The sequence below is a fragment of the Paenibacillus sp. FSL R10-2782 genome, from assembly GCF_038592985.1.
Taxonomy (GTDB): Bacteria; Bacillota; Bacilli; order Paenibacillales; family Paenibacillaceae; genus Paenibacillus; species Paenibacillus terrae_C.
Map to the genome: position 1 here is coordinate 4,282,611 of NZ_CP151951.1, position 18,277 is coordinate 4,300,887.

Annotated in this window: 13 protein-coding genes, 1 pseudogene and 1 riboswitch; of the genes and pseudogenes, 4 read left to right on the forward strand and 10 right to left on the reverse strand. The window is 47.4% G+C overall.

What is annotated here, in order from left to right:
• Positions 1-1,207 precede the first annotated feature (1,207 nt).
• On the forward strand, positions 1,208-2,269 hold the full coding sequence (locus NST83_RS19395) for a hypothetical protein (protein WP_137060107.1): 1,062 nt from the start codon (positions 1,208-1,210) through the stop codon (positions 2,267-2,269).
• A gap of 227 nt (positions 2,270-2,496) precedes the next feature.
• Positions 2,497-3,383 (forward strand): annotated as a pseudogene (locus NST83_RS19400) (NAD(P)H-binding protein).
• 183 nt (positions 3,384-3,566) lie between these two features.
• Here NST83_RS19400 and NST83_RS19405 read toward each other — a convergent pair.
• From NST83_RS19405 to NST83_RS19435, 7 genes are all read right to left on the reverse strand, one after another.
• Positions 3,567-4,199 (reverse strand): GNAT family N-acetyltransferase, encoded by a 633-nt coding sequence (locus tag NST83_RS19405; protein WP_342415334.1) that lies wholly within the window; start codon positions 4,197-4,199, stop codon positions 3,567-3,569.
• A gap of 52 nt (positions 4,200-4,251) precedes the next feature.
• Positions 4,252-4,992 (reverse strand): metallophosphoesterase family protein, encoded by a 741-nt coding sequence (locus NST83_RS19410; RefSeq protein ID WP_342415335.1) that lies wholly within the window; start codon positions 4,990-4,992, stop codon positions 4,252-4,254.
• Positions 4,993-5,089: 97 nt separating this feature from the next.
• Entirely contained in the window at positions 5,090-6,034 is a 945-nt protein-coding gene (locus tag NST83_RS19415; protein ID WP_342415336.1) for a metallophosphoesterase, read from the reverse strand.
• 88 nt (positions 6,035-6,122) lie between these two features.
• A complete protein-coding gene (locus NST83_RS19420; RefSeq protein WP_342415337.1) occupies positions 6,123-6,932 on the reverse strand; it encodes an AAC(3) family N-acetyltransferase in 810 nt (269 codons plus the stop codon).
• Positions 6,933-7,104: 172 nt separating this feature from the next.
• On the reverse strand, positions 7,105-7,872 hold the full coding sequence (gene sdhB / locus NST83_RS19425; protein ID WP_137060113.1) for a succinate dehydrogenase iron-sulfur subunit: 768 nt from the start codon (positions 7,870-7,872) through the stop codon (positions 7,105-7,107).
• A gap of 30 nt (positions 7,873-7,902) precedes the next feature.
• Complete coding sequence (sdhA, locus tag NST83_RS19430; RefSeq protein ID WP_342415338.1) at positions 7,903-9,648, reverse strand: succinate dehydrogenase flavoprotein subunit; 1,746 nt, start codon at positions 9,646-9,648, stop codon at positions 7,903-7,905.
• A 106-nt stretch (positions 9,649-9,754) separates the two neighbouring features.
• The gene (locus NST83_RS19435; RefSeq protein WP_137060114.1) at positions 9,755-10,429 is read right to left on the reverse strand and encodes a succinate dehydrogenase cytochrome b558 subunit; all 675 of its coding nucleotides are present in this window, start codon (positions 10,427-10,429) and stop codon (positions 9,755-9,757) included.
• Between the two features lie 226 nt (positions 10,430-10,655).
• Between NST83_RS19435 and NST83_RS19440 the strand changes: the two genes are divergently transcribed.
• On the forward strand, positions 10,656-11,561 hold the full coding sequence (locus NST83_RS19440; protein WP_137060115.1) for a LysR family transcriptional regulator: 906 nt from the start codon (positions 10,656-10,658) through the stop codon (positions 11,559-11,561).
• Positions 11,562-11,566: 5 nt separating this feature from the next.
• Here the strand turns inward: NST83_RS19440 and NST83_RS19445 are convergent, their stop codons facing one another.
• Both NST83_RS19445 and NST83_RS19450 read right to left on the reverse strand, forming a co-directional pair.
• Entirely contained in the window at positions 11,567-12,244 is a 678-nt protein-coding gene (locus tag NST83_RS19445; RefSeq protein ID WP_137060116.1) for a TrkA family potassium uptake protein, read from the reverse strand.
• Positions 12,245-12,262: 18 nt separating this feature from the next.
• Positions 12,263-13,603 carry a TrkH family potassium uptake protein gene (locus NST83_RS19450; RefSeq protein WP_342415339.1) on the reverse strand — a complete coding sequence of 447 codons (1,341 nt, stop codon included), beginning with the start codon at positions 13,601-13,603 and terminating at the stop codon, positions 12,263-12,265.
• 376 nt (positions 13,604-13,979) lie between these two features.
• Positions 13,980-14,129: riboswitch (cyclic di-AMP (ydaO/yuaA leader) on the reverse strand.
• A 263-nt stretch (positions 14,130-14,392) separates the two neighbouring features.
• On the opposite strand from NST83_RS19450, the gene NST83_RS19455 reads away from it, so the two are divergent.
• The gene (locus NST83_RS19455; protein ID WP_342415340.1) at positions 14,393-16,123 is read left to right on the forward strand and encodes a type II CAAX endopeptidase family protein; all 1,731 of its coding nucleotides are present in this window, start codon (positions 14,393-14,395) and stop codon (positions 16,121-16,123) included.
• Here NST83_RS19455 and uvrC read toward each other — a convergent pair.
• Positions 16,092-18,182 (reverse strand): excinuclease ABC subunit UvrC, encoded by a 2,091-nt coding sequence (gene uvrC, locus NST83_RS19460; RefSeq protein ID WP_342415341.1) that lies wholly within the window; start codon positions 18,180-18,182, stop codon positions 16,092-16,094. The genes NST83_RS19455 and uvrC overlap by 32 nt on opposite strands.
• Between the last annotated feature and the right edge of the window lie 95 nt (positions 18,183-18,277).

An 18,277-nucleotide genomic window follows, 5' to 3' on the forward strand; every position in this document is an offset into this window, starting at 1 on the left:
TTAAATATATATCTACCGAAGGTTATACTAACGTCTCCATGTGTGATGTAACTGAAGAAGCAGGCGTGTTATCAAATCAATTAAATTACTACTTTAAGGATTATTGAAACTCAAATTACAACGAGCAAGCCTAAAATGGCATTGCTCGACATTGAAGCATGAGAATCTTTTTCGGGATACTGCTCAACACATTTCTTAATTGTAATCATAGTTCTGAACTTTGACAAATTCCTTCTAGATCTACTCCCGTCATACCCTCCGTTACTTGAGCAAAAATAGAAAACGAAACATACTCACTAAGTATCGTAATTTAGTAAAGACAGCGCAATAAGATAGCCAAAACGTGATTTAAGCAAGGATACCTCCATTCCTCATATCACACGCGTCGAGACGATGGAAAGGGATATACGTCTTCTACAGTTTATGTAGTCTTCAACCTCAAAAATATTTTCTTTCAGACTAACTCGTTGGGAACCAGTCTACCTCAGCCCTAATATGGTAGCCCGAAAATCAACAAGGTTCTCAATAAACAAGGAAACGGATATTTTAGAAAGCAGTAGCTCAAATCATGTAAGACTTAGGGCTAAAACCTGCCACCGTCAAGAAATATAAGGCTACAATGTGTTTAATTATAATCAATTTCGTCCGAACACTCCGTATGAGCCGAGGTATCATCTAATTCCCACCGAAGAAAGCTGGCTATACCGGGCCAGCGTAATGTACCTGTGCAGCCGTAAAATCGTAGGTTTTTTATGGATGGAAGAATGGCAAAGGAACTGGTCGTTCAAGCACTAGACTGGGATTAATCAGCAGGAACTATCCGGAGTAGTCCTCTCACCACTCAATCGGGAAAGTAATACATGATATCAAACTCGATTGAACCAATACAATATGAAGGGGGGCTTAAGTCGGAGGGTAACTGTTATGACAATGTATGTATTGAATCTTTCCATAGCATCCTGAAAAAAATGATTTACCTAGAAAAATTCAAGACACGGGGAGCGCATATTCGAGTACACTACATTTTCTATAATGCTAAGTACATTCACTCAACCATTGGGTATATCACACCGAATGAATGCAAACTTATGTACCAAAAAACAGCCTTATTTTCTCGATTCTAGGTGTCTACTTTATTAACAGAGGTACACTTCTAATCTCAATGTGCACAGTCGAATTTATTACCATTATGAAAGGAAACTTCAAAATGCGAAAACAATTTTTCGGATTGGATTTCGATATCCAGACATCAATCGAAAACAAAGAAAAAAAATTAATATTACTGCCTAACCCTGAAGCACAATTACAATATCAAAATTCACTTGCAACTTTAGATGAGCAAAGTTTACAACTATTGTGGAGTAAATCATTCTTCGGAATCAATCATACAACACAATTATTTCGAATCATGTATGATACTTTCAACTCAAAAGTTAATGATATAAAAACCAACGATGACATATTAACAGTACATGCTTTATTTTGTGATATGATCATACGTTTTGGCACTATAATAGAGGATTTTGCTGGATTTTGTTCTGCATGTAAAAGACATGTGACAGAAGGAACTAATATTGCTGAACATTTTTTAGCTTACAGTAATCCAAATCAGTTTTATACAGACATGCTCTCTAAGCAGGGTGCAGAATTCATCCGACAGATCTTCAGAATACCGCAATCGCAAGATGATCTGGATACTATTTTCACTAATTTATCTGCTGCTGAGAAAGAATTACTTTGGAAAGGTATCTCAGTAACAACAGAAATAATATCTGAACGTATGAAGATAACTGCTAAATCAATTGTAAGAGAACAACCAACAAACTTCACTCTTTTCGACTTATATAATAAATTAAAGCATGGATTCGCACCTTATTATTCGTATATATTCCCCATACCAATTACATTAACAACTACAGAAATAGAAACTACCAATGAAGAAATGGTTGAATCATATCTGATTAAATTTATGCTAATCATGCATAATAAACTCAAAGGGCAGATGAATAACATAGAATTACAAAAGCTAAGAGTTAATAAATTGGCCACATGTGCTACAACTCTAATTGAGGCTACCAAAGAAACCGCTGATGAAATCTTGCAAACTGTAATAGAGATCGATTATCTATACAAGTACTTAGTTAAAAGATATATCACTTACGCATCAGGTAGCAAAAGAATTCTACTTCTCGGAAGTAAAGATCATTTAACAATAGAAGAATCAAATGATATTGAAACAATCATCTCTAATGACAAACGATACACTTAAAAAGTGTGGATCTAATGACTTGTGAGAAAAACAACCCCCATACAATCAATTCAAAACCAGGAGTGTTTTAACAAAAGTTGAGTCTACTCCTCATTTTCCAACACGTCCATTTTTGTGTCGTAAAATTGGGTTATTATGCTAAAATAGTACTTTCATCGTTCCGTTTCCTTTGAGAACATTATTCCGTCTACCTTAATAAAACCAATCCCTTAAGGAGTGATTCATGAATGAGAGAGATACTTGTATTAGGTGGAACGCGCTTTTTTGGAAAAAGGCTGGTGGAACGTCTGGTGGAGGATTCCGAGAATAACGTTACGATCCTCACGAGAGGTCAAACAAGTGATTCGTTCGGTGACCGCGTTCAGCGGATTATTGCAGATCGTAACGATGCAGAAGCGCTGGCTGAGGCGGTAGGTGAGCAGGTTTGGGATGTTGTCTACGATAATATTTGCTTTTCTCCAGATGAAGCCAGAGAAGCCTGCCGTATTTTTGATGCTAAAGCCAAACGGTATATTCTGACCTCCAGCTTATCCGTCTACGATCCAAGTCCAGAAGTGCTGACCGAGAGTATCTTCGACCCTCAGGCTTACCCGGTCGCAAAGGCAGACAGGACGATTTTACATATCAGGAGGCTAAACGGCAGGCAGAAGCGGTTTTCATGCAACAAGCTACGTTCCCGGTTGCCGCTGTTCGTTTTCCGATTGTATTAGGAGCAGATGATTATACGAAAAGACTTCATTTTCATATAGAGCATGTTCGTGATGGATTAAAAATCGGCATACCGAATCCGGCAGCGCACATCTCGTTTATCCGTTCTGATGAAGCCGCAGATTTTCTGCTTTGGCTTGGTCACTCTCATTTGACAGGACCCGCCAATGCTTGCTCCGACGGTACTGTGAAGATTGGAGAACTCATTTCCACCATTGAGCAGGTAACTGGAAAACAAGCCGTGATTCAAGAAAAAACAGCGGACGAGCATATGTCTCCATTCGGTATTACACAATCCTGGTATATGGATACGACCAAAGCCCAATCAGAAGGATACTCGTTCCTTTCCCTGATCGAATGGCTTCCCGAGCTGATCACCAACCTGAACCGTTCCTATGAATCATAAAAGTAACTTGTAAATCACAAGTAGCTGCCATAGAAACAAGGCAAAAAAAAAGAGGACCCGAATCATCGGGTCCAGCAACATATATTATTCAAAAGGGGGTCATGTCTGTATTGTACCCGTCCTGTGTTAGAGTTAGTTTGCAGTTATATTTCATCTCTGTAACAAAATATTCCACTGCCATTTCTATGCATAATCCCCTTGGGTAATCGAGAACACCAATACACCCGGTACCTCTCCTGAATGATCATAGGCACTGATTATGCGCAGCATGCGCATCTTGTTTTTAATCAGCACACGCACGGAAGCCTGATTATCCTCTTGGCAACGACCTTCGATCCTCTTGAGCTTTAAAGCACCAAAACCAAATCTCAGCATTTCCTCCACGACCTCTGTAGCCAGCCCTTGTCCCCAGAAAGGACGGTCCAAAATATAGCCTAGCTGCGCCTCACCCGCTTTTTCATTCCATTGCTGGAAAGAAGCGATACCGAGCAGCGGCGAGTGGCTGAGTTCATTATGTTCATGGAGTTCGTTAAGTTGGCCGGGTTCGTTGTTTGCTGCTGTATTTCTCCCATGCCATTCCACCGCAAAATGCAGGGAATCCAGCGAATCCGCAGCCACTCTTATTTGCGCTACCAAACGACGCATCCGCGCATCGACTGGCTTGCGAATCCGGTTCACATACCGGATAACCAATGGATCGGACAGCATCCGTTCCAGCGCGGGGTAATCCCTTGCTTGTAGCTGGCGCAACCGGACACGATCGGTATAAAGCTCCGGTAGCCCTGACCCTGAACGAAGCATTTCTCTGGTGAGCACAATGATCCCTCCTGCGGATGGATTGGCTTTTTGCGGCGAATAGGTTGCACACTCAATCCAGGTCCTGAATTCCCCGGTAAATGCCTGTGCGCAGCTCACGAATGTAATACGGCAAAGAAGGTACGTCTGCTTCCTCAGCCTGTTTCACCGCCAGCTCTATATTATAAGGTACACGTACAAACTGGATGGAAAAAGGTGCAGGGCTCTCTTCTCCCATGCTCCCCTCCAAAATGCAGTAGGAAGCCTGAGTTACATCCAGCGGATTGCCAACACTGCCGACATTAAAAAGCGTTTTGCCCTGAAAATGCTGTATAAAGGCATTATGCACATCTCCATATCCCACGACATCCGGGGCAAAAGCGGCTTTTCCATTTTCCTCGGCCAACGGGTCGAACATAGCGATTCTTTTCTCCGGCTCATCCCATGGCTGCACGCGATGATATACACTTTGCGGCGAAGCATGCACCAGACGGATACGACGTCCGCTCATCCTGAAATCATGATGAAACGGCAACTCTGCCAAATACTGTAGCCGTTCTGTGCCCAGGCGCTCGGCTTGCCAGCTAAAATTGAGATCATCTGTAATGCTAACCAGCTCATCCCAATTACCACGCACCACCACTTCGCAATGTTGACGGACAGCCTCCAGAACCTCGCACGGGCTAGGCCCTTTGCCGATCAGATCGCCCAAACAAAACACACGACTAATCCGTCGGGAAGCAATATCCTCCAGCACCGCCTCGCAGGCAGGCCAATTGCCATGTATATCTGAAATGACAGCAATACGATCCATCTGAATATCACTCCTTTGTCCGAAACAGCTACACACTACACTAAACCCTTTTTATGTAGTTACAAGCCCATACTGATGAAGGTAAACATATAATAGCCTATTGACCGGATTTCAGTGTAATGACACTCAGCTCCGGCCTGCACAGCACACGAATCGGCAGCTTGGTCATTCCAATGCCTCTGCTGACATACAGCGGCATCCTGTCAGTCCCTACATGAAATAATCCCTGAATGTACTTGCGTCCACCCGGAGGCGGCATCGGCGCTCCGAGGACAGGCAAGCGTACCTGTCCTCCATGCGTATGTCCCGACAATTGAAGATCAAAGGACATTCGCGCCGCCACATCCGCATAATCCGGCTCATGCATAAGCAGCAGCTTGCACAAGTCATCAGAAAGTCCGTGGATGGCACGCCGTGGATTGGGTTTGCCCATAATGTCATCCTCTAACCCAACAATCGCCACACGCTGCCCGGCTCGCTCTACAATCGCGTGCTCATTTCTCAGCAACGTAAACCCGGTTTTTGGATATAGCTCCTGTACCCCGGCTGGTAAACCCCGATAATCGTGATTGCCGAGAATGGCGAATTTACCGAGTGTGGCGTACATCGAAGCCATGACCGGAACAGCGGCTTTCATAGATACGGCATAATCATCTACAATATCACCTGTAAAACAAAGCAAATCCGGTTCCAGTCCTGCAATTCGGTCCGCAAGCTCCCGCAGGTCCTGCTCATCCATGTGAAAGCCCAAGTGTACATCACTAAAATGCACGACTCTGATACCGTCAAAAGCCGACGGCAGACGGGGCAAAGATAGTGTAAAACGTGTAATCTCCAAATGATTAGGCTCCCATAGGGAAGCGTATCCTCCAGTTAAAAGCGCGGTTCCGGCTGTCGCTAAAGCGGCTTTTTTCAAAAAACGACGACGCGAAGGATTGGCTGGCTCATTTGAAATGGAACGACGCGAAGAACCGAGAGGGATCGCGGCCTCATCGTGTGAGCCATCCTGACTCTCGCGGCGGGTTTGCGGCGTCTTCTCCATATGCGTGCCCCCTTGCTATCTATTCAACTATTGTACAGTTCAAATATCTCATGATTCAAATGTTCAAATATTTCACGCTTTTAGCCCTCTAGCGGTTGGTGGCTAACCATCGTTCTGCATAGTCTACCAAATCACGCTGCCTCGCTAAAAAACACGATGCATCCCCGATGTTCACTCGCGTAAAGGCTGCGGGACGATCCCGCTCAAAATCAAGCCCCAGCTTGTCAAAATCATCCGAGGATATATTAAAATCCTGAAAAGATACCCATACTTTCTCCCCGTTCACCATCATCGGGGCTTGTTGGGTTGTTTCTTCACGTCCATTGTACGCTGTGCGGTGTTCCGCCAAATGAAAGGACGTGTTGCTGTCATGTCCGCAGCCCAGCAACAGCACATAGGCGTCTGTCTCATATAGCTTCGCCAGTGGCGAATGTTCACCTAGCCCGAAATCAAGCTTATGCCCTTCCAGTAAGTGTAAAGCCGCAGGTCCACGGGCCGCAAACGAAACATGTGGGTGTCCACTCCGCAGTGTTCCTGGCAGACCACGGAACGTTTCCACAATGATCCCCATGCCTCCGGTCAACGTCCAGGCCGGATCATAGGCGGGCATTTCCTCGCGTACAAGTTCCCACCATGACTCATCCAGAGGCGGGTTCATCCATGTCGACGGATCGGTCAGATCATGGGACTGCGTCGGCGTGACCAGCGTTCCTTCCGGGCCAATCGCATCGGTTAATGCTGCAAGAATAGCAGAGGCCCCGCCCGGAACAAAACTGCCAAAGCTGCGCATCGACGAGTGCACAAGCAACGTCATGCCTTTTTGAACCCCCAGTTCCTTTAATCCTTTCAGCACATCCGACCCGATAACGGGCCGACGCGTCATCGGTTGTACAGCCACCTGTCCAGCCTCCTTTTCTCCAAAAACGATACACAATACCATAATTATACCATAACTGCTGCCCTACTCTCCTCCCTCCACGGTAACTCCGATCTGTCCTGAGCATACAAAAACAGGCTTTCTCCGGTTCAGGGAAAAAGCCTGTTTTGTATAAAGCATTCACTGACTAGTGCTATACGGTCAACCAGCGCTTGAACATATGCTTGGTTGTTTGCTTGTTCATTTCGGCAATGGAGGTTGTCAACGGAATGCCCTTCGGGCAGGAACGTACGCAGTTTTGCGAGTTACCGCAGCCCTCCAGCCCGTCGTCCGTCATCAGCGCATCCAGCCGCTCCTCCTGATTCATTTCCCCAGTTGGATGACTATTGAATAGACGAACCTGAGATATCGCCGCAGGTCCAATGAATGTCGTTTTCTCGTTAACATTCGGGCAAGCCTCCAGGCAGACACCGCAGGTCATGCACTTGGACAGCTCATAGGCCCATTGACGCTTCTTCTCTGCCATTCTGGGGCCGGGGCCCAGATCGTAGGTACCGTCAATCGGAATCCACGCTTTGACCTTCTTGAGCGCGTTAAACATCCGGCTCCGGTCAATGACCAAATCCCGCACAACCGGGAACGTGCTCATCGGCGCAATGGTAATCGGCTGCTCCAGCTTATCGACGAGCGCCGCACAAGCCTGACGCGGCTTGCCGTTAATCACCATGGAGCATGCTCCACACACTTCCTCCAGACAGTTCGACTCCCAGCATACCGGGGCCGTATCTTTACCATGACTATCCACCGGGTTACGCTGAATCTCCATCAACGCACTGATTACATTCATCCCCGGTCGATAAGCCAACTCAAATTCTTCCGTATATGGATTCGCATTAGGTTCATCCTGACGGGTCACGACGAACTTTACGGTTTTATCCGATTTCACTGCTTGCTCCGACATCTCATACACTCCCTTCTGTATCTTCCTTAATTACTTGTTCTTGGAGTAATCCCGAATACGCGGCTTGATCAGCGAAACGTCCACCGCTTCGTACGAGATTTGCGGTCCTTCCGGTGTCCAGTCCGCAATCGTCGTTTTCAGGAAATCCTCATCGTTACGGTCCGGGAAGTCAGGTTTATAGTGGGCTCCACGGCTTTCGTTACGCAGCAGCGCTCCTTTGGTCATCGCTTCAGCCAGCTCCATCATATTCCACAGCTGACGCGTGAACGCCGCACCCGCATTGTTCCAGCGCGAAGCATCATTGATGTTAATATTGGAATAACGCTCCTTCAGCTCCTTGATCTTGTGGATCGTAGCTTCCAGCTTGTCATTATAACGAACCACGGTCATGTTGTTCGTCATCCACTCGCCCAGCTCTTTATGAAGGACATAGGCATTTTCTTTCCCATCCATACGCAAAATACGCTCATACTTCTCCGTCTGCTGATTGACCGCTGCATCGAACACGGAGGAAGCCACATCCTGCGCGGATTTTTTCAAGCCTTTAATGTATTCCACAGCTTTTGGTCCAGCCACCATCCCGCCGTAAATAGCTGACAGCAGCGAGTTTGCACCCAAACGATTCGCTCCGTGATACTGGAATTCACATTCTCCGGCGGCAAACAGCCCCGGAATATTGGTCATCTGATTGTAATCGACCCACATGCCGCCCATCGAATAATGCACAGCCGGGAAGATTTTCATCGGTATTTTGCGCGGATCGTCACCAACGAATTTTTCATAAATTTCAATAATACCGCCCAGCTTCACGTCCAGCTCTTTCGGGTCCTTATGAGACAGATCGAGATACACCATGTTCTCGCCATTAATGCCGAGCCCATCATCGACGCATACACTGAATATTTCACGGGTCGCAATATCACGAGGGACCAGATTTCCATAAGCCGGATACTTTTCTTCGAGGAAATACCACGGCTTGCCGTCCTTGTACGTCCAAATACGGCCGCCCTCTCCCCGTGCCGACTCGGACATCAGACGCAGCTTGTCATCCCCCGGAATAGCCGTCGGATGAATCTGGATAAACTCGCCGTTGGCATAGCGTACGCCCTGCTGATATACCGCCCCGGCAGCCGTACCTGTATTAATTACGGAATTCGTGGTTTTACCGAAAATAATGCCAGGACCGCCCGATGCCAAAATAACCGCATCTGCTACAAAGGTCTTCACTTCCATCGTGCGCAAATCCTGCGCACAGATGCCGCGACAGATACTCTCATCATCCAGTACAGCCTGTAAAAACTCCCAGTTTTCATACTTGGTCACCAAGCCCTCAGATTCCCAGCGCCGTACCTGTTCATCAAGTGCATACAGAAGCTGCTGCCCTGTCGTCGCTCCAGCAAAGGCGGTCCGATGATGCTGCGTCCCCCCAAAGCGGCGGAAATCCAGCAGTCCTTCCGGTGTCCGGTTAAACATGACACCCATGCGGTCCATGAGATGGATAATCCCCGGGGCCGCTTCGCACATCGCTTTTACCGGAGGCTGGTTTGCGAGAAAGTCCCCGCCATAGACTGAATCGTCAAAGTGAATCCAGGGCGAGTCGCCTTCACCCTTCGTATTCACCGCGCCGTTGATGCCGCCTTGAGCACAAACGGAGTGGGACCTTTTGACCGGAACCAAAGAAAATAAATGAACGTGAACTCCTGCCTCTGCCGCCTTGATCGTAGCCATTAGACCCGCAAGGCCGCCGCCCACGACAATAATGTTGGATGCTGCCATTTCTGCTCACTCCTTTTTTTCAGGATTTTAGCCAAATCCTCTTTTACCATAAGAAATAGAATCTGCAAACGATGTATTGCAAACACGTAAAGTGTACATTCATTTTTTACAGTAGCTGTTGAATAGCACTGCTTTGTATCAAGGCGGTTGCCGTTTCCTGGAATTCCGCGCTGCGGAATGCCAACAGGGAAGCGATGAAGCCGATGGATACAACCACGAACAAGGTCATGCAGATATAGGAGGACACTTTTTGTGCACGCGGTCCCACCGTAATCCCCCAACTGACCATAAAAGCCCATAGTCCGTTTGCAAAGTGAAAGGATGCCGAAACGACACTGATTAAATAAAGGATAAAATAGACTGGATTCGTCACAATGCCATGCATCACACCGCCTAGCTGCTCATGTGTTACATGACCCAAAGCCACCTGAAAACGTGTATCATATACGTGCCAGATAATGAATACGAACGTAATCACACCGGAAATGCGCTGAAACAGAAAGCGCCAGTTACGCGAATAGCCAAAATTTTTGACATTCGGATCAGCCTGATAAGCGATATACAAGCCATAGATTCCATGGAACAGCAATGGCAAGTAGATAAATAACGTTTCAAGCACAATAACAAGTGGCAGACCATTCAGGAAGGCCACGCTGCGATTGAATCCTTCCTTGCCGCCCTCCACCGCTGTGAAGTTGGTCACCAAATGCTCTACAAAAAATAGAGCCAGCGGAATGACACCAAGAAGCGAGTGTAGCTTTCTGGAATAAAATCCTTTCATCTAGGTAATGCTCCCTTCTCCCAAAAATAGCGTTTTCAATAGTAATATAACATATAATATGACATTTCCCGACAGGAAATGTCCAGCAAGATGTTTCTTAAAAGAGAAAACAAAAGTGTGAACATCTTGTGTCGCTTTCATGTTACTCCTTTTCGGCTTATAATGGAATTGCAATATACGTATTAATTGTTATGTCTTTTTTGCATATAGAGAGGAAGTGAATGATTTGTTTGAGGAATTGAACGCTTTTGCCGTCATTGTCGAGCAATCCAGTCTGAATAAAGCCTCCAAGCTGCTTAATCTCTCCCAGCCCGCCCTGTCCCGCAAAATCGCCAAGCTGGAGGAAGAGCTGGGTGTGAACCTGTTTGATCGACGGGGCAAACGACTCGAAATTACATCAACAGGCCGATTTGTATATACCTTCGCGCTGGAGCAACGGCAACGGCAGCTCCGCTTTTTGCAAAAGCTGTCACAGCACAAAAACGAAGCCCAGAGCATGCTTACGCTGGGTGCGAGTCTGACGACACTCCAAACAACGCTGCCTACTCTCGTCGAAGCCTTCATGAGCAAGCATCCCCAAACCGAGCTGAAGCTACTCACAGGCAAAACCCATGAGATCGTCGCTTTTGTGCGCGACAAAAAAGCAGACGCCGGTATTGTCGGGTCTGCCATTCATGAGGCCGGCCTGCGCTGCATTCCCCTGTTTGACGATCATTTGGAGCTAGTCGTTCCGATCGGTCATGAATTAACGATGAAGACGGAAACAGCCTCGATGAAAGATTTGCAAGGGCTGCCAATGATTATTTTTTCCAAGGGAACCTGGTATCGCAGTCTTACGGATGACCTGTTCCAGCGCAGCGGGATCATGCCGGATATTCGTATGGAAATCGACTCGTTCGAGGCGATTGTGCGCCTCCTGCCGACCTGCAAGGCTTCGGCATTGCTGCCCAAATCCTACTTGCGCAACGAGTTGCTGCGGGATAATGGGCTAACCCCGCTGTACTTGCCTGATTTGAAAGAGACACGGCGAACCACCTCCCTTATCTACTCGGAGACGACCGATCTGGGACCGACAGCACGGCGCTGGATCAGCGAGACACGTGCATCGTTTGCCGGCTATCGTATGGTGTAGCAGGGTTAGCCTTCTTCATTAACGTTAACGACCTCGTCCTCAAAGCGGCCGATATTATCATTGGAGCCGATGATGACCATAATATCGTCTGCTTTTAGCCGATCCATCGCTGTTGGTGCAATCAGAATACCGTTCGCCGTATGAAGCGCCACAATGCTGCAACCAAAGCGGGTACGGGCATTCAGCTCAGATAGCGTTTTGCCATGCAGGCATGCAGGAACATTGAGTTCCACAATGCTGTATTCCTTGGACAGCTCCAAATAATCAAGCAAATTAGGTGTAACCAGTTGATGCGCGACTCGTATCCCCATATCTCGCTCGGGATAAATGACCCGGTCCACACCGAGCTTTTCCAACGCTCGTCCGTGCAGCACAGAAATCGCTTTCGCAACGACTTTGCTCACACCCAGCTCCTTTAGCAAAATGGCAGCCAGAATGCTGACCTGAATATCAGCACCAATCGCAACAATGCCGCAATCGAAATTACGGATGCCCAATGATCGCAGCGAATCCTCATCTGTAGCATCTGCCACGACGGTATGCGTCAACAGCTCACTCATACTGTCCACAACATCCTCATTCCGGTCGATGCCTAGCACCTCGCACCCCATATCTACCAATTGCAAAGCCAGGCTTGAGCCAAATCGTCCCAAACCAATAACTACAAACTGCTGCGTTTTCATATCTACTCTAGAACTCCCTTATCCTATAATCATTTTGCCTTCCGGATGACGATATAATTCCTTACCCTTTTTGGGTCCTAGCGCATACGCCAGTGTAAGTGGGCCGAGTCTACCTGCAAACATCGTCAGGGTAATGACCAGCTTGCCTATAAACGTCAAATCAGGTGTAAGTCCCATCGACAATCCCACCGTCCCAAATGCAGACACCGCCTCGAACAATATCATTAGAAAATGATGATCCTCGGTTGCTGACAAAATCATCGTCACGCCAATCACAAACAGCAACCCCAGCAGTGTAATGGTCAAAGCCTTGTAAATTCGCCCCTGCGCAAGCCGGTATTTGAACAGTACAATATCCTCTCGACCTCGCAGCATCGAAATCACGGCTCCAATGAGCAGCGCAAACGTTGTCGTCTTAATCCCGCCTCCAGTAGAGCCAGGAGAAGCACCGATAAACATCAATATAATGATGAAAAACTGCGTAGCCTGTCGCAAGCCAGCGATATCTAACGTATTGGCACCTGCGGTGCGCGGTGTTACGGACTGGAATAAAGATCCCAGCAGTTTTCCACCCCAATCCAGCGAGCCCAGTGTCTTCGGATTGGTAAACTCGAATACAAAGATGACAAGCGTGCCGACTACGATCAGGGTAGCCGTCATACTGAGTACCACCTTGGTATGCAAGGAAAGTCTCCCACGCTTGCGGTATTCTACCAGGTCCGACATAACCACAAAGCCGATGCCACCCGAAATAATCAGAAACATAGCTGTAAAATTAACAATAGGATCATACACATAACCTGTCAGGCTGCGAAAGTGACCGAATAAATCAAAGCCCGCATTGTTAAACATGGAAATGGCATGCCAGATTCCAAAATAAATCGCCCTGCCTACGGGCATATCAAAGGACCAGCGAATCGCGAATATCGTGGCGCACACGCCCTCAATGATTAGGGAGTACAGCAACACCCTGCGGATCAATCCGACAATTCCCTCAACAGAGGTCTGGTTCATCGCTTCCTGCAAAATCAGGCGCTCCCGCAAGGAAATGCGGCGCTTGAATACCAGCGCAATCAAAGTAGCCATCGTCATAAAGCCGAGACCGCCAATCTGAATCAGCGCAGCGATAACCACCTGACCAAAGGTGGTAAAGAAGGTACCGGTATCCTTAACGACAAGACCTGTAACACAGGTTGCGGAGGCGGCTGTAAACAAAGCATCTATAAATGCAAGCGGCTTCCCCGTTGTATTGGAAATCGGCAGCATTAACAACAAGCTGCCTATAAGAATGATAATGGCAAAACCCGCAACGAATATCTGCGGTGGAGAAAGCCGAAGCCATCTTGCATTGGGATTCATCTATTTATCACTGCTCCTACTTGGTGAATTATGAGCATGGAGACGCTCCGGGTGCAGATTGTTCTTATGATTGCTGTTACCCCCGGATTTTTTTCTGATTTTTAAGCCCTTTTAATGGTTAAAATCCGGTGGTAGCTTATGCTTACGATGCGAGCTTTCCTATGGAAAGCTTTCAGGCAACCGCTTCGCTTCTTCAGAACCATTCTGCCCCCTCCGCTACTGCCAGCTCATAAAATCACCAATCTCTTTTCAGTTTCTTTAGTCCGTTTCTTTTAGAGAAAACAGCGATCGGAAGATCAAATGGATCGCGAAGCGGGCTTAACTCAGCTACGTTTTAATAACACAAAAAAAGACACCGGAAATCCGAGTGCCTGACTTGGTTCCTGTTCACAGCCTACGAGGTTAGCTGACGGATTCGGGCTGCACAGTATGCCCTATTCACACTTCCGGTCCGGGACCGGCTGTAAAATTCACCCCAGTAACATGGTTCCCCCGTTTTCCTATGGAAATTCGGCTCAATTGTATATCGTTAACTATATATTTCATATGCATTGTCTCAACAGATTATAATCCTTCTATATACAGAGCACAAAACCGATTTCGCCGAAATAACGTTAAATTAGCGGTAATTGGAGAATACGCCGCCTTTAATCGCAACTTATCTAATTTTATTGAAACTTTAAACTGCTTTCACTCCATTTTCATGAATATCGTAGGTCTGTTGGCGGGAACCTGTGCAGTATGATATCTTTAATGGATGTTCTTATTTACAGATTAAGGAGGAAACTCATGAATCCTATCGGGAAACCGGTCGTGCTCACGGCCAACTTCAAAAGATTAGGCTTGCTGGGCGGGATTGGCCTGATTTGCTTTTTTGTCTTTCAATTGCTTATTCCCTCGTTTAGTAATCCGAATCCGGAAGCACTGACGAATGCCAAGGTCATCAGCAAGCAGGAAGCAGTCATGCACGCACTGGACTTCGCCCGCTCCGAGCTGGGCTATACCGAATTACGGTCTAAGGAGCCTCTGGTGACCTATCAGGCCGAGACGGATTTGTACGGTTATTTATCCAGAGAAAAGCTGCTTCAACAGTATGATCGTATTTGGAAAAAAAGGTATCCCTACGAAACCTTCCGTGTCGATTTGCAGGAACCATCTTCCAAAAGCAAACTGCAAATTCATGTAGATTTGTCCACTGGCAAAGTCGTTAGCTTTAAACGAATGACCTCCAGCACCAGTTACACACAAGCTGATATTTCTACGGATGAGCAAGCACGTAGCAGGCTTGTACGTGCAGCCGAGGGAGACATGACGCTGGAAGCGAAGGAGCAGGCAGCGACAGCCTGGGTAAAACGCTTTGGCTTTAAGCCGTCGGACTTGAAGCTCGCGACAACCGCAGGCGAGGGTGGATTGAAGTATACCGTGGACGATAAGAAAATCGGTTCCTCGGTGCTTACACTGGCCTTTACTTTTGAAGACGGGGATGTTCGCTCGTTTACACAAAGCTTTTCGGCCCCATCGTCCTATACGGATTATGTCAAAAAACAAACGTACTGGGCAAACTGGATGACCTACGCGGGTTATGCCTTATTAAGCTTGGTTTTGGGCATACTTGCCATCGTATACGCCTCACTCACACGACGCCACACTTCCTTTGTACGTGGCATTGTGCTGTCCATTGTATATTTTGCTGCCAGTATGGCAGGGACATTTAACATGCTGCCTATACTGCAAGCAGAAGCAGGTGGTCAGGGAGCACTTATATTTCTTATGATTTTGCAAGTCGTGGTTTCCTTCGTAATGGCTGTAGCAATCTACTTCTCCTTGGTCGGCGGTGACGGGCTGATGAGCAAGGTTGGACTGAATGCATGGCCACGCGCCAAAGAGCCGGGCTACGGACTGTATGTGCTTCGCAGTATGTATGTGGGCTACTTGTGGGCCTTTATTTTACTCGGTGTACAATCCATTTTGTTCTTTGTGCTGGAGCGTACGCTTCATACGTTCTCCACAACAGATGCCACACAATCTCCTTACAATATGGCCTATCCATGGTTACTGCCGATTATGGCATGGATGGCAGGCATTGGAGAGGAAGCCGTATACCGTCTGTTTGGTATCCCGATGGTGAAAAAGATGGTGAGAAATACTTTTGTTGCCTGTCTGATTACCACGCTGATTTGGGCACTCGGGCACACACTGTATCCGATCTATCCGGTCATTTCCAGACCGATTGAGCTGACCTTCCTTGGATTGCTGTTCAGTTTTGTGTTTCTGCGCTACGGCTTTATTGCCGCCATGTTCAGCCACGTTATTTTTGACAGCATTCTGATGGGACTGAGTGTGATGACGCTAGGAGATAGCGTGAACCTGTTCGCAGGTATATTCTGGATCGTGCTCCCTGCCGTTGTGGCCTATATCATGTACTGGTTTAGTCCAAAGAAACCAAATCGAGTCATGTTTGAGCCCATAAAAAAAGAAGAGCCGTATTCTACGACTCCTCCTCCCGAAGGGCAGCTATAATCTGACGCGCAAGCTTATCACCGATAGAGAGAGGCCGGAAGTCTTCGACGCTGGCCTCTCTTATTTTTTTAAGTGAGCCAAAATGCTTAAGCAGCAGCTTACGCCGCTTCTCGCCAATTCCCGGAATCGAGTCCAAACGAGAGGTTACCATGGATTTGCCCCGTTGTTCACGATGGAATGTAATGGCGAATCGGTGAACCTCGTCCTGAATCCGTTGCAGCAGGTAAAATTCTTCACTGTTGCGGGCCAGTGTCACGGCCTCGGGAGAATCCCCCACCAGTAGTTGAGAGGTTCTATGCTTGGCATCCTTCACCAGACCACATACAGGAATGAACAAACCCAGTTCATTCTCCAGCACATCCACAGCGGCCTTAATCTGTCCGCGTCCACCATCGACGACGATCAAATTCGGGCGCTCCAGATTTTCCTTGAGCACACGCTCATATCGACGCCGAATGACCTCACGCATCGTTTCATAATCATCAGGCCCCTGTACCGAACGGATTTTATATTTACGGTATTCCTTCTTGGCAGGCTTGCCATCAATGAACACAATCATGGCCGATACCGGATCAGAACCCTGTATGTTGGAGTTATCAAACGCCTCGACCCGGTGCAGGCTATCCAGCCCAATCGCACGCCCCAAATTGCTTGCAGCCTTGGATGTCCGTTCCTCGTCCCGTTCAATCAGCTTAAACTTCTCATCCAAAGCGACCCGTGCATTTTCCGTAGCCATCCCTGTCATTTGCTTTTTCAATCCACGTTGAGGCACCAGCACCTTTACATCCAGCCATTCAGCCAGAGCGTGAGCTGCCGTAGCTGGTTCCTCCAGCCCACCTGACAGTTGGGTTTCTGTGTTGTCTCGGTCCAATGCTTCTCCATAAGAAACACGCTCCTCTGCCACTAGCAGTGTATCAGCGAGACGCTCGAACGAATGTTCTGCATTTTGCACATCCGGCACTGTACCTGCTTCTTGCGCAGCATCGTTACTGGTCTGTCTGGTTCCCTCGGTTGTTGCAGTGTGAGGAGCAGCTTCCGCCTCAGCCGATTGACCGACATCCCCCGGTTCCTCCTGCTTCATCAGCTTCGGTGTATCCGGCAGCAATATTTCCTGCGGCACCGCCGGGTTATCACTATAATATTGCGTTACATAGGACATAAAATCGCTGTAAGCCTCTCCGTAAAAAGGAAACGTAGACATATGCCTCTCGATCATTTTACCTTTACGAACATATAGAATCTGCACACACATCCAGCCCTTATCCACCGAAAATCCGAATACATCGCGGTCCTTCGCATCGGCTGTCGTGATTTTCTGCTTTTCCATCATCGCGTCAATGCTGATAATCTGGTCGCGCAGCTCCTTGGCACGCTCAAAGTACAGTTCCTCTGCGGCCTCCTGCATTTTATGTTGAAGATCTTTTTTAATTTCCTCATGCCCACCACTCAAAAAAGAACCAATCTCCTGACCAATCTGGTCATACGTTTCCTGCTCAACCTCTTTCACACAAGGCCCCAGGCATTGATGCATATGATAATAAAGGCACACTTCCTTCGGCATCACACCGCACTTGCGTAACGGGTACATGCGGTCCAGCAGCTTCTTCGTCTGATGTGCCGCGTAGGAATTAGGATAAGGGCCAAAATATTTTGCTTTATCTTTCAGAACGCGCCGGGTCACCTCCAGCTTGGGGTGCTCCTCGTTCGTAATTTTCAAATACGGAAAGGTTTTGTCATCCTTCAATAGCACGTTATAACGCGGCTGGTACTTCTTAATCAGGTTGCACTCCAGGATGAGCGCCTCCATATTACTGCCCGTAACGATATATTCAAAATCACGGATGTCGGAAACCAGTCGCTGCGTCTTGCCGTTATGGCTACCTGTAAAATAGGAACGGACCCGGTTTTTCAGCACTTTGGCCTTGCCGACATAAATGATGGTGCCCTCGCTGTTCTTCATCAAGTAACAACCCGATGCATCCGGCAGCAACGCTAATTTGTGCCGTATGTTCTCCAGCGCCTTCTCCTGATCTCGCAAGTCCTCCGCATAAGATTCCATTCGCCCGGTTCCTCCTTCCATTCTTAAATGACTTCAACTACTATATAATATGCAGGAATAATACACAAAAACGCCCCCGGTATTTACAACCGGAG

What these genes read in the sequence shown, in the direction of transcription:
- NST83_RS19445 (WP_137060116.1), bottom strand. Translation starts at nt 12,244, where the DNA reads ATGAAAACGCAGCAGTTTGTAGTTATTGGTTTGGGACGATTTGGCTCA.
- NST83_RS19415 (WP_342415336.1), bottom strand. Translation starts at nt 6,034, where the DNA reads ATGGAGAAGACGCCGCAAACCCGCCGCGAGAGTCAGGATGGCTCACAC.
- uvrC (WP_342415341.1), bottom strand. Translation starts at nt 18,182, where the DNA reads ATGGAATCTTATGCGGAGGACTTGCGAGATCAGGAGAAGGCGCTGGAG.
- NST83_RS19450 (WP_342415339.1), bottom strand. Translation starts at nt 13,603, where the DNA reads ATGAATCCCAATGCAAGATGGCTTCGGCTTTCTCCACCGCAGATATTC.
- sdhB (WP_137060113.1), bottom strand. Translation starts at nt 7,872, where the DNA reads ATGTCGGAGCAAGCAGTGAAATCGGATAAAACCGTAAAGTTCGTCGTG.
- NST83_RS19435 (WP_137060114.1), bottom strand. Translation starts at nt 10,429, where the DNA reads ATGAAAGGATTTTATTCCAGAAAGCTACACTCGCTTCTTGGTGTCATT.
- NST83_RS19395 (WP_137060107.1), top strand. Translation starts at nt 1,208, where the DNA reads ATGCGAAAACAATTTTTCGGATTGGATTTCGATATCCAGACATCAATC.
- NST83_RS19410 (WP_342415335.1), bottom strand. Translation starts at nt 4,992, where the DNA reads ATGGATCGTATTGCTGTCATTTCAGATATACATGGCAATTGGCCTGCC.
- NST83_RS19455 (WP_342415340.1), top strand. Translation starts at nt 14,393, where the DNA reads ATGAATCCTATCGGGAAACCGGTCGTGCTCACGGCCAACTTCAAAAGA.
- sdhA (WP_342415338.1), bottom strand. Translation starts at nt 9,648, where the DNA reads ATGGCAGCATCCAACATTATTGTCGTGGGCGGCGGCCTTGCGGGTCTA.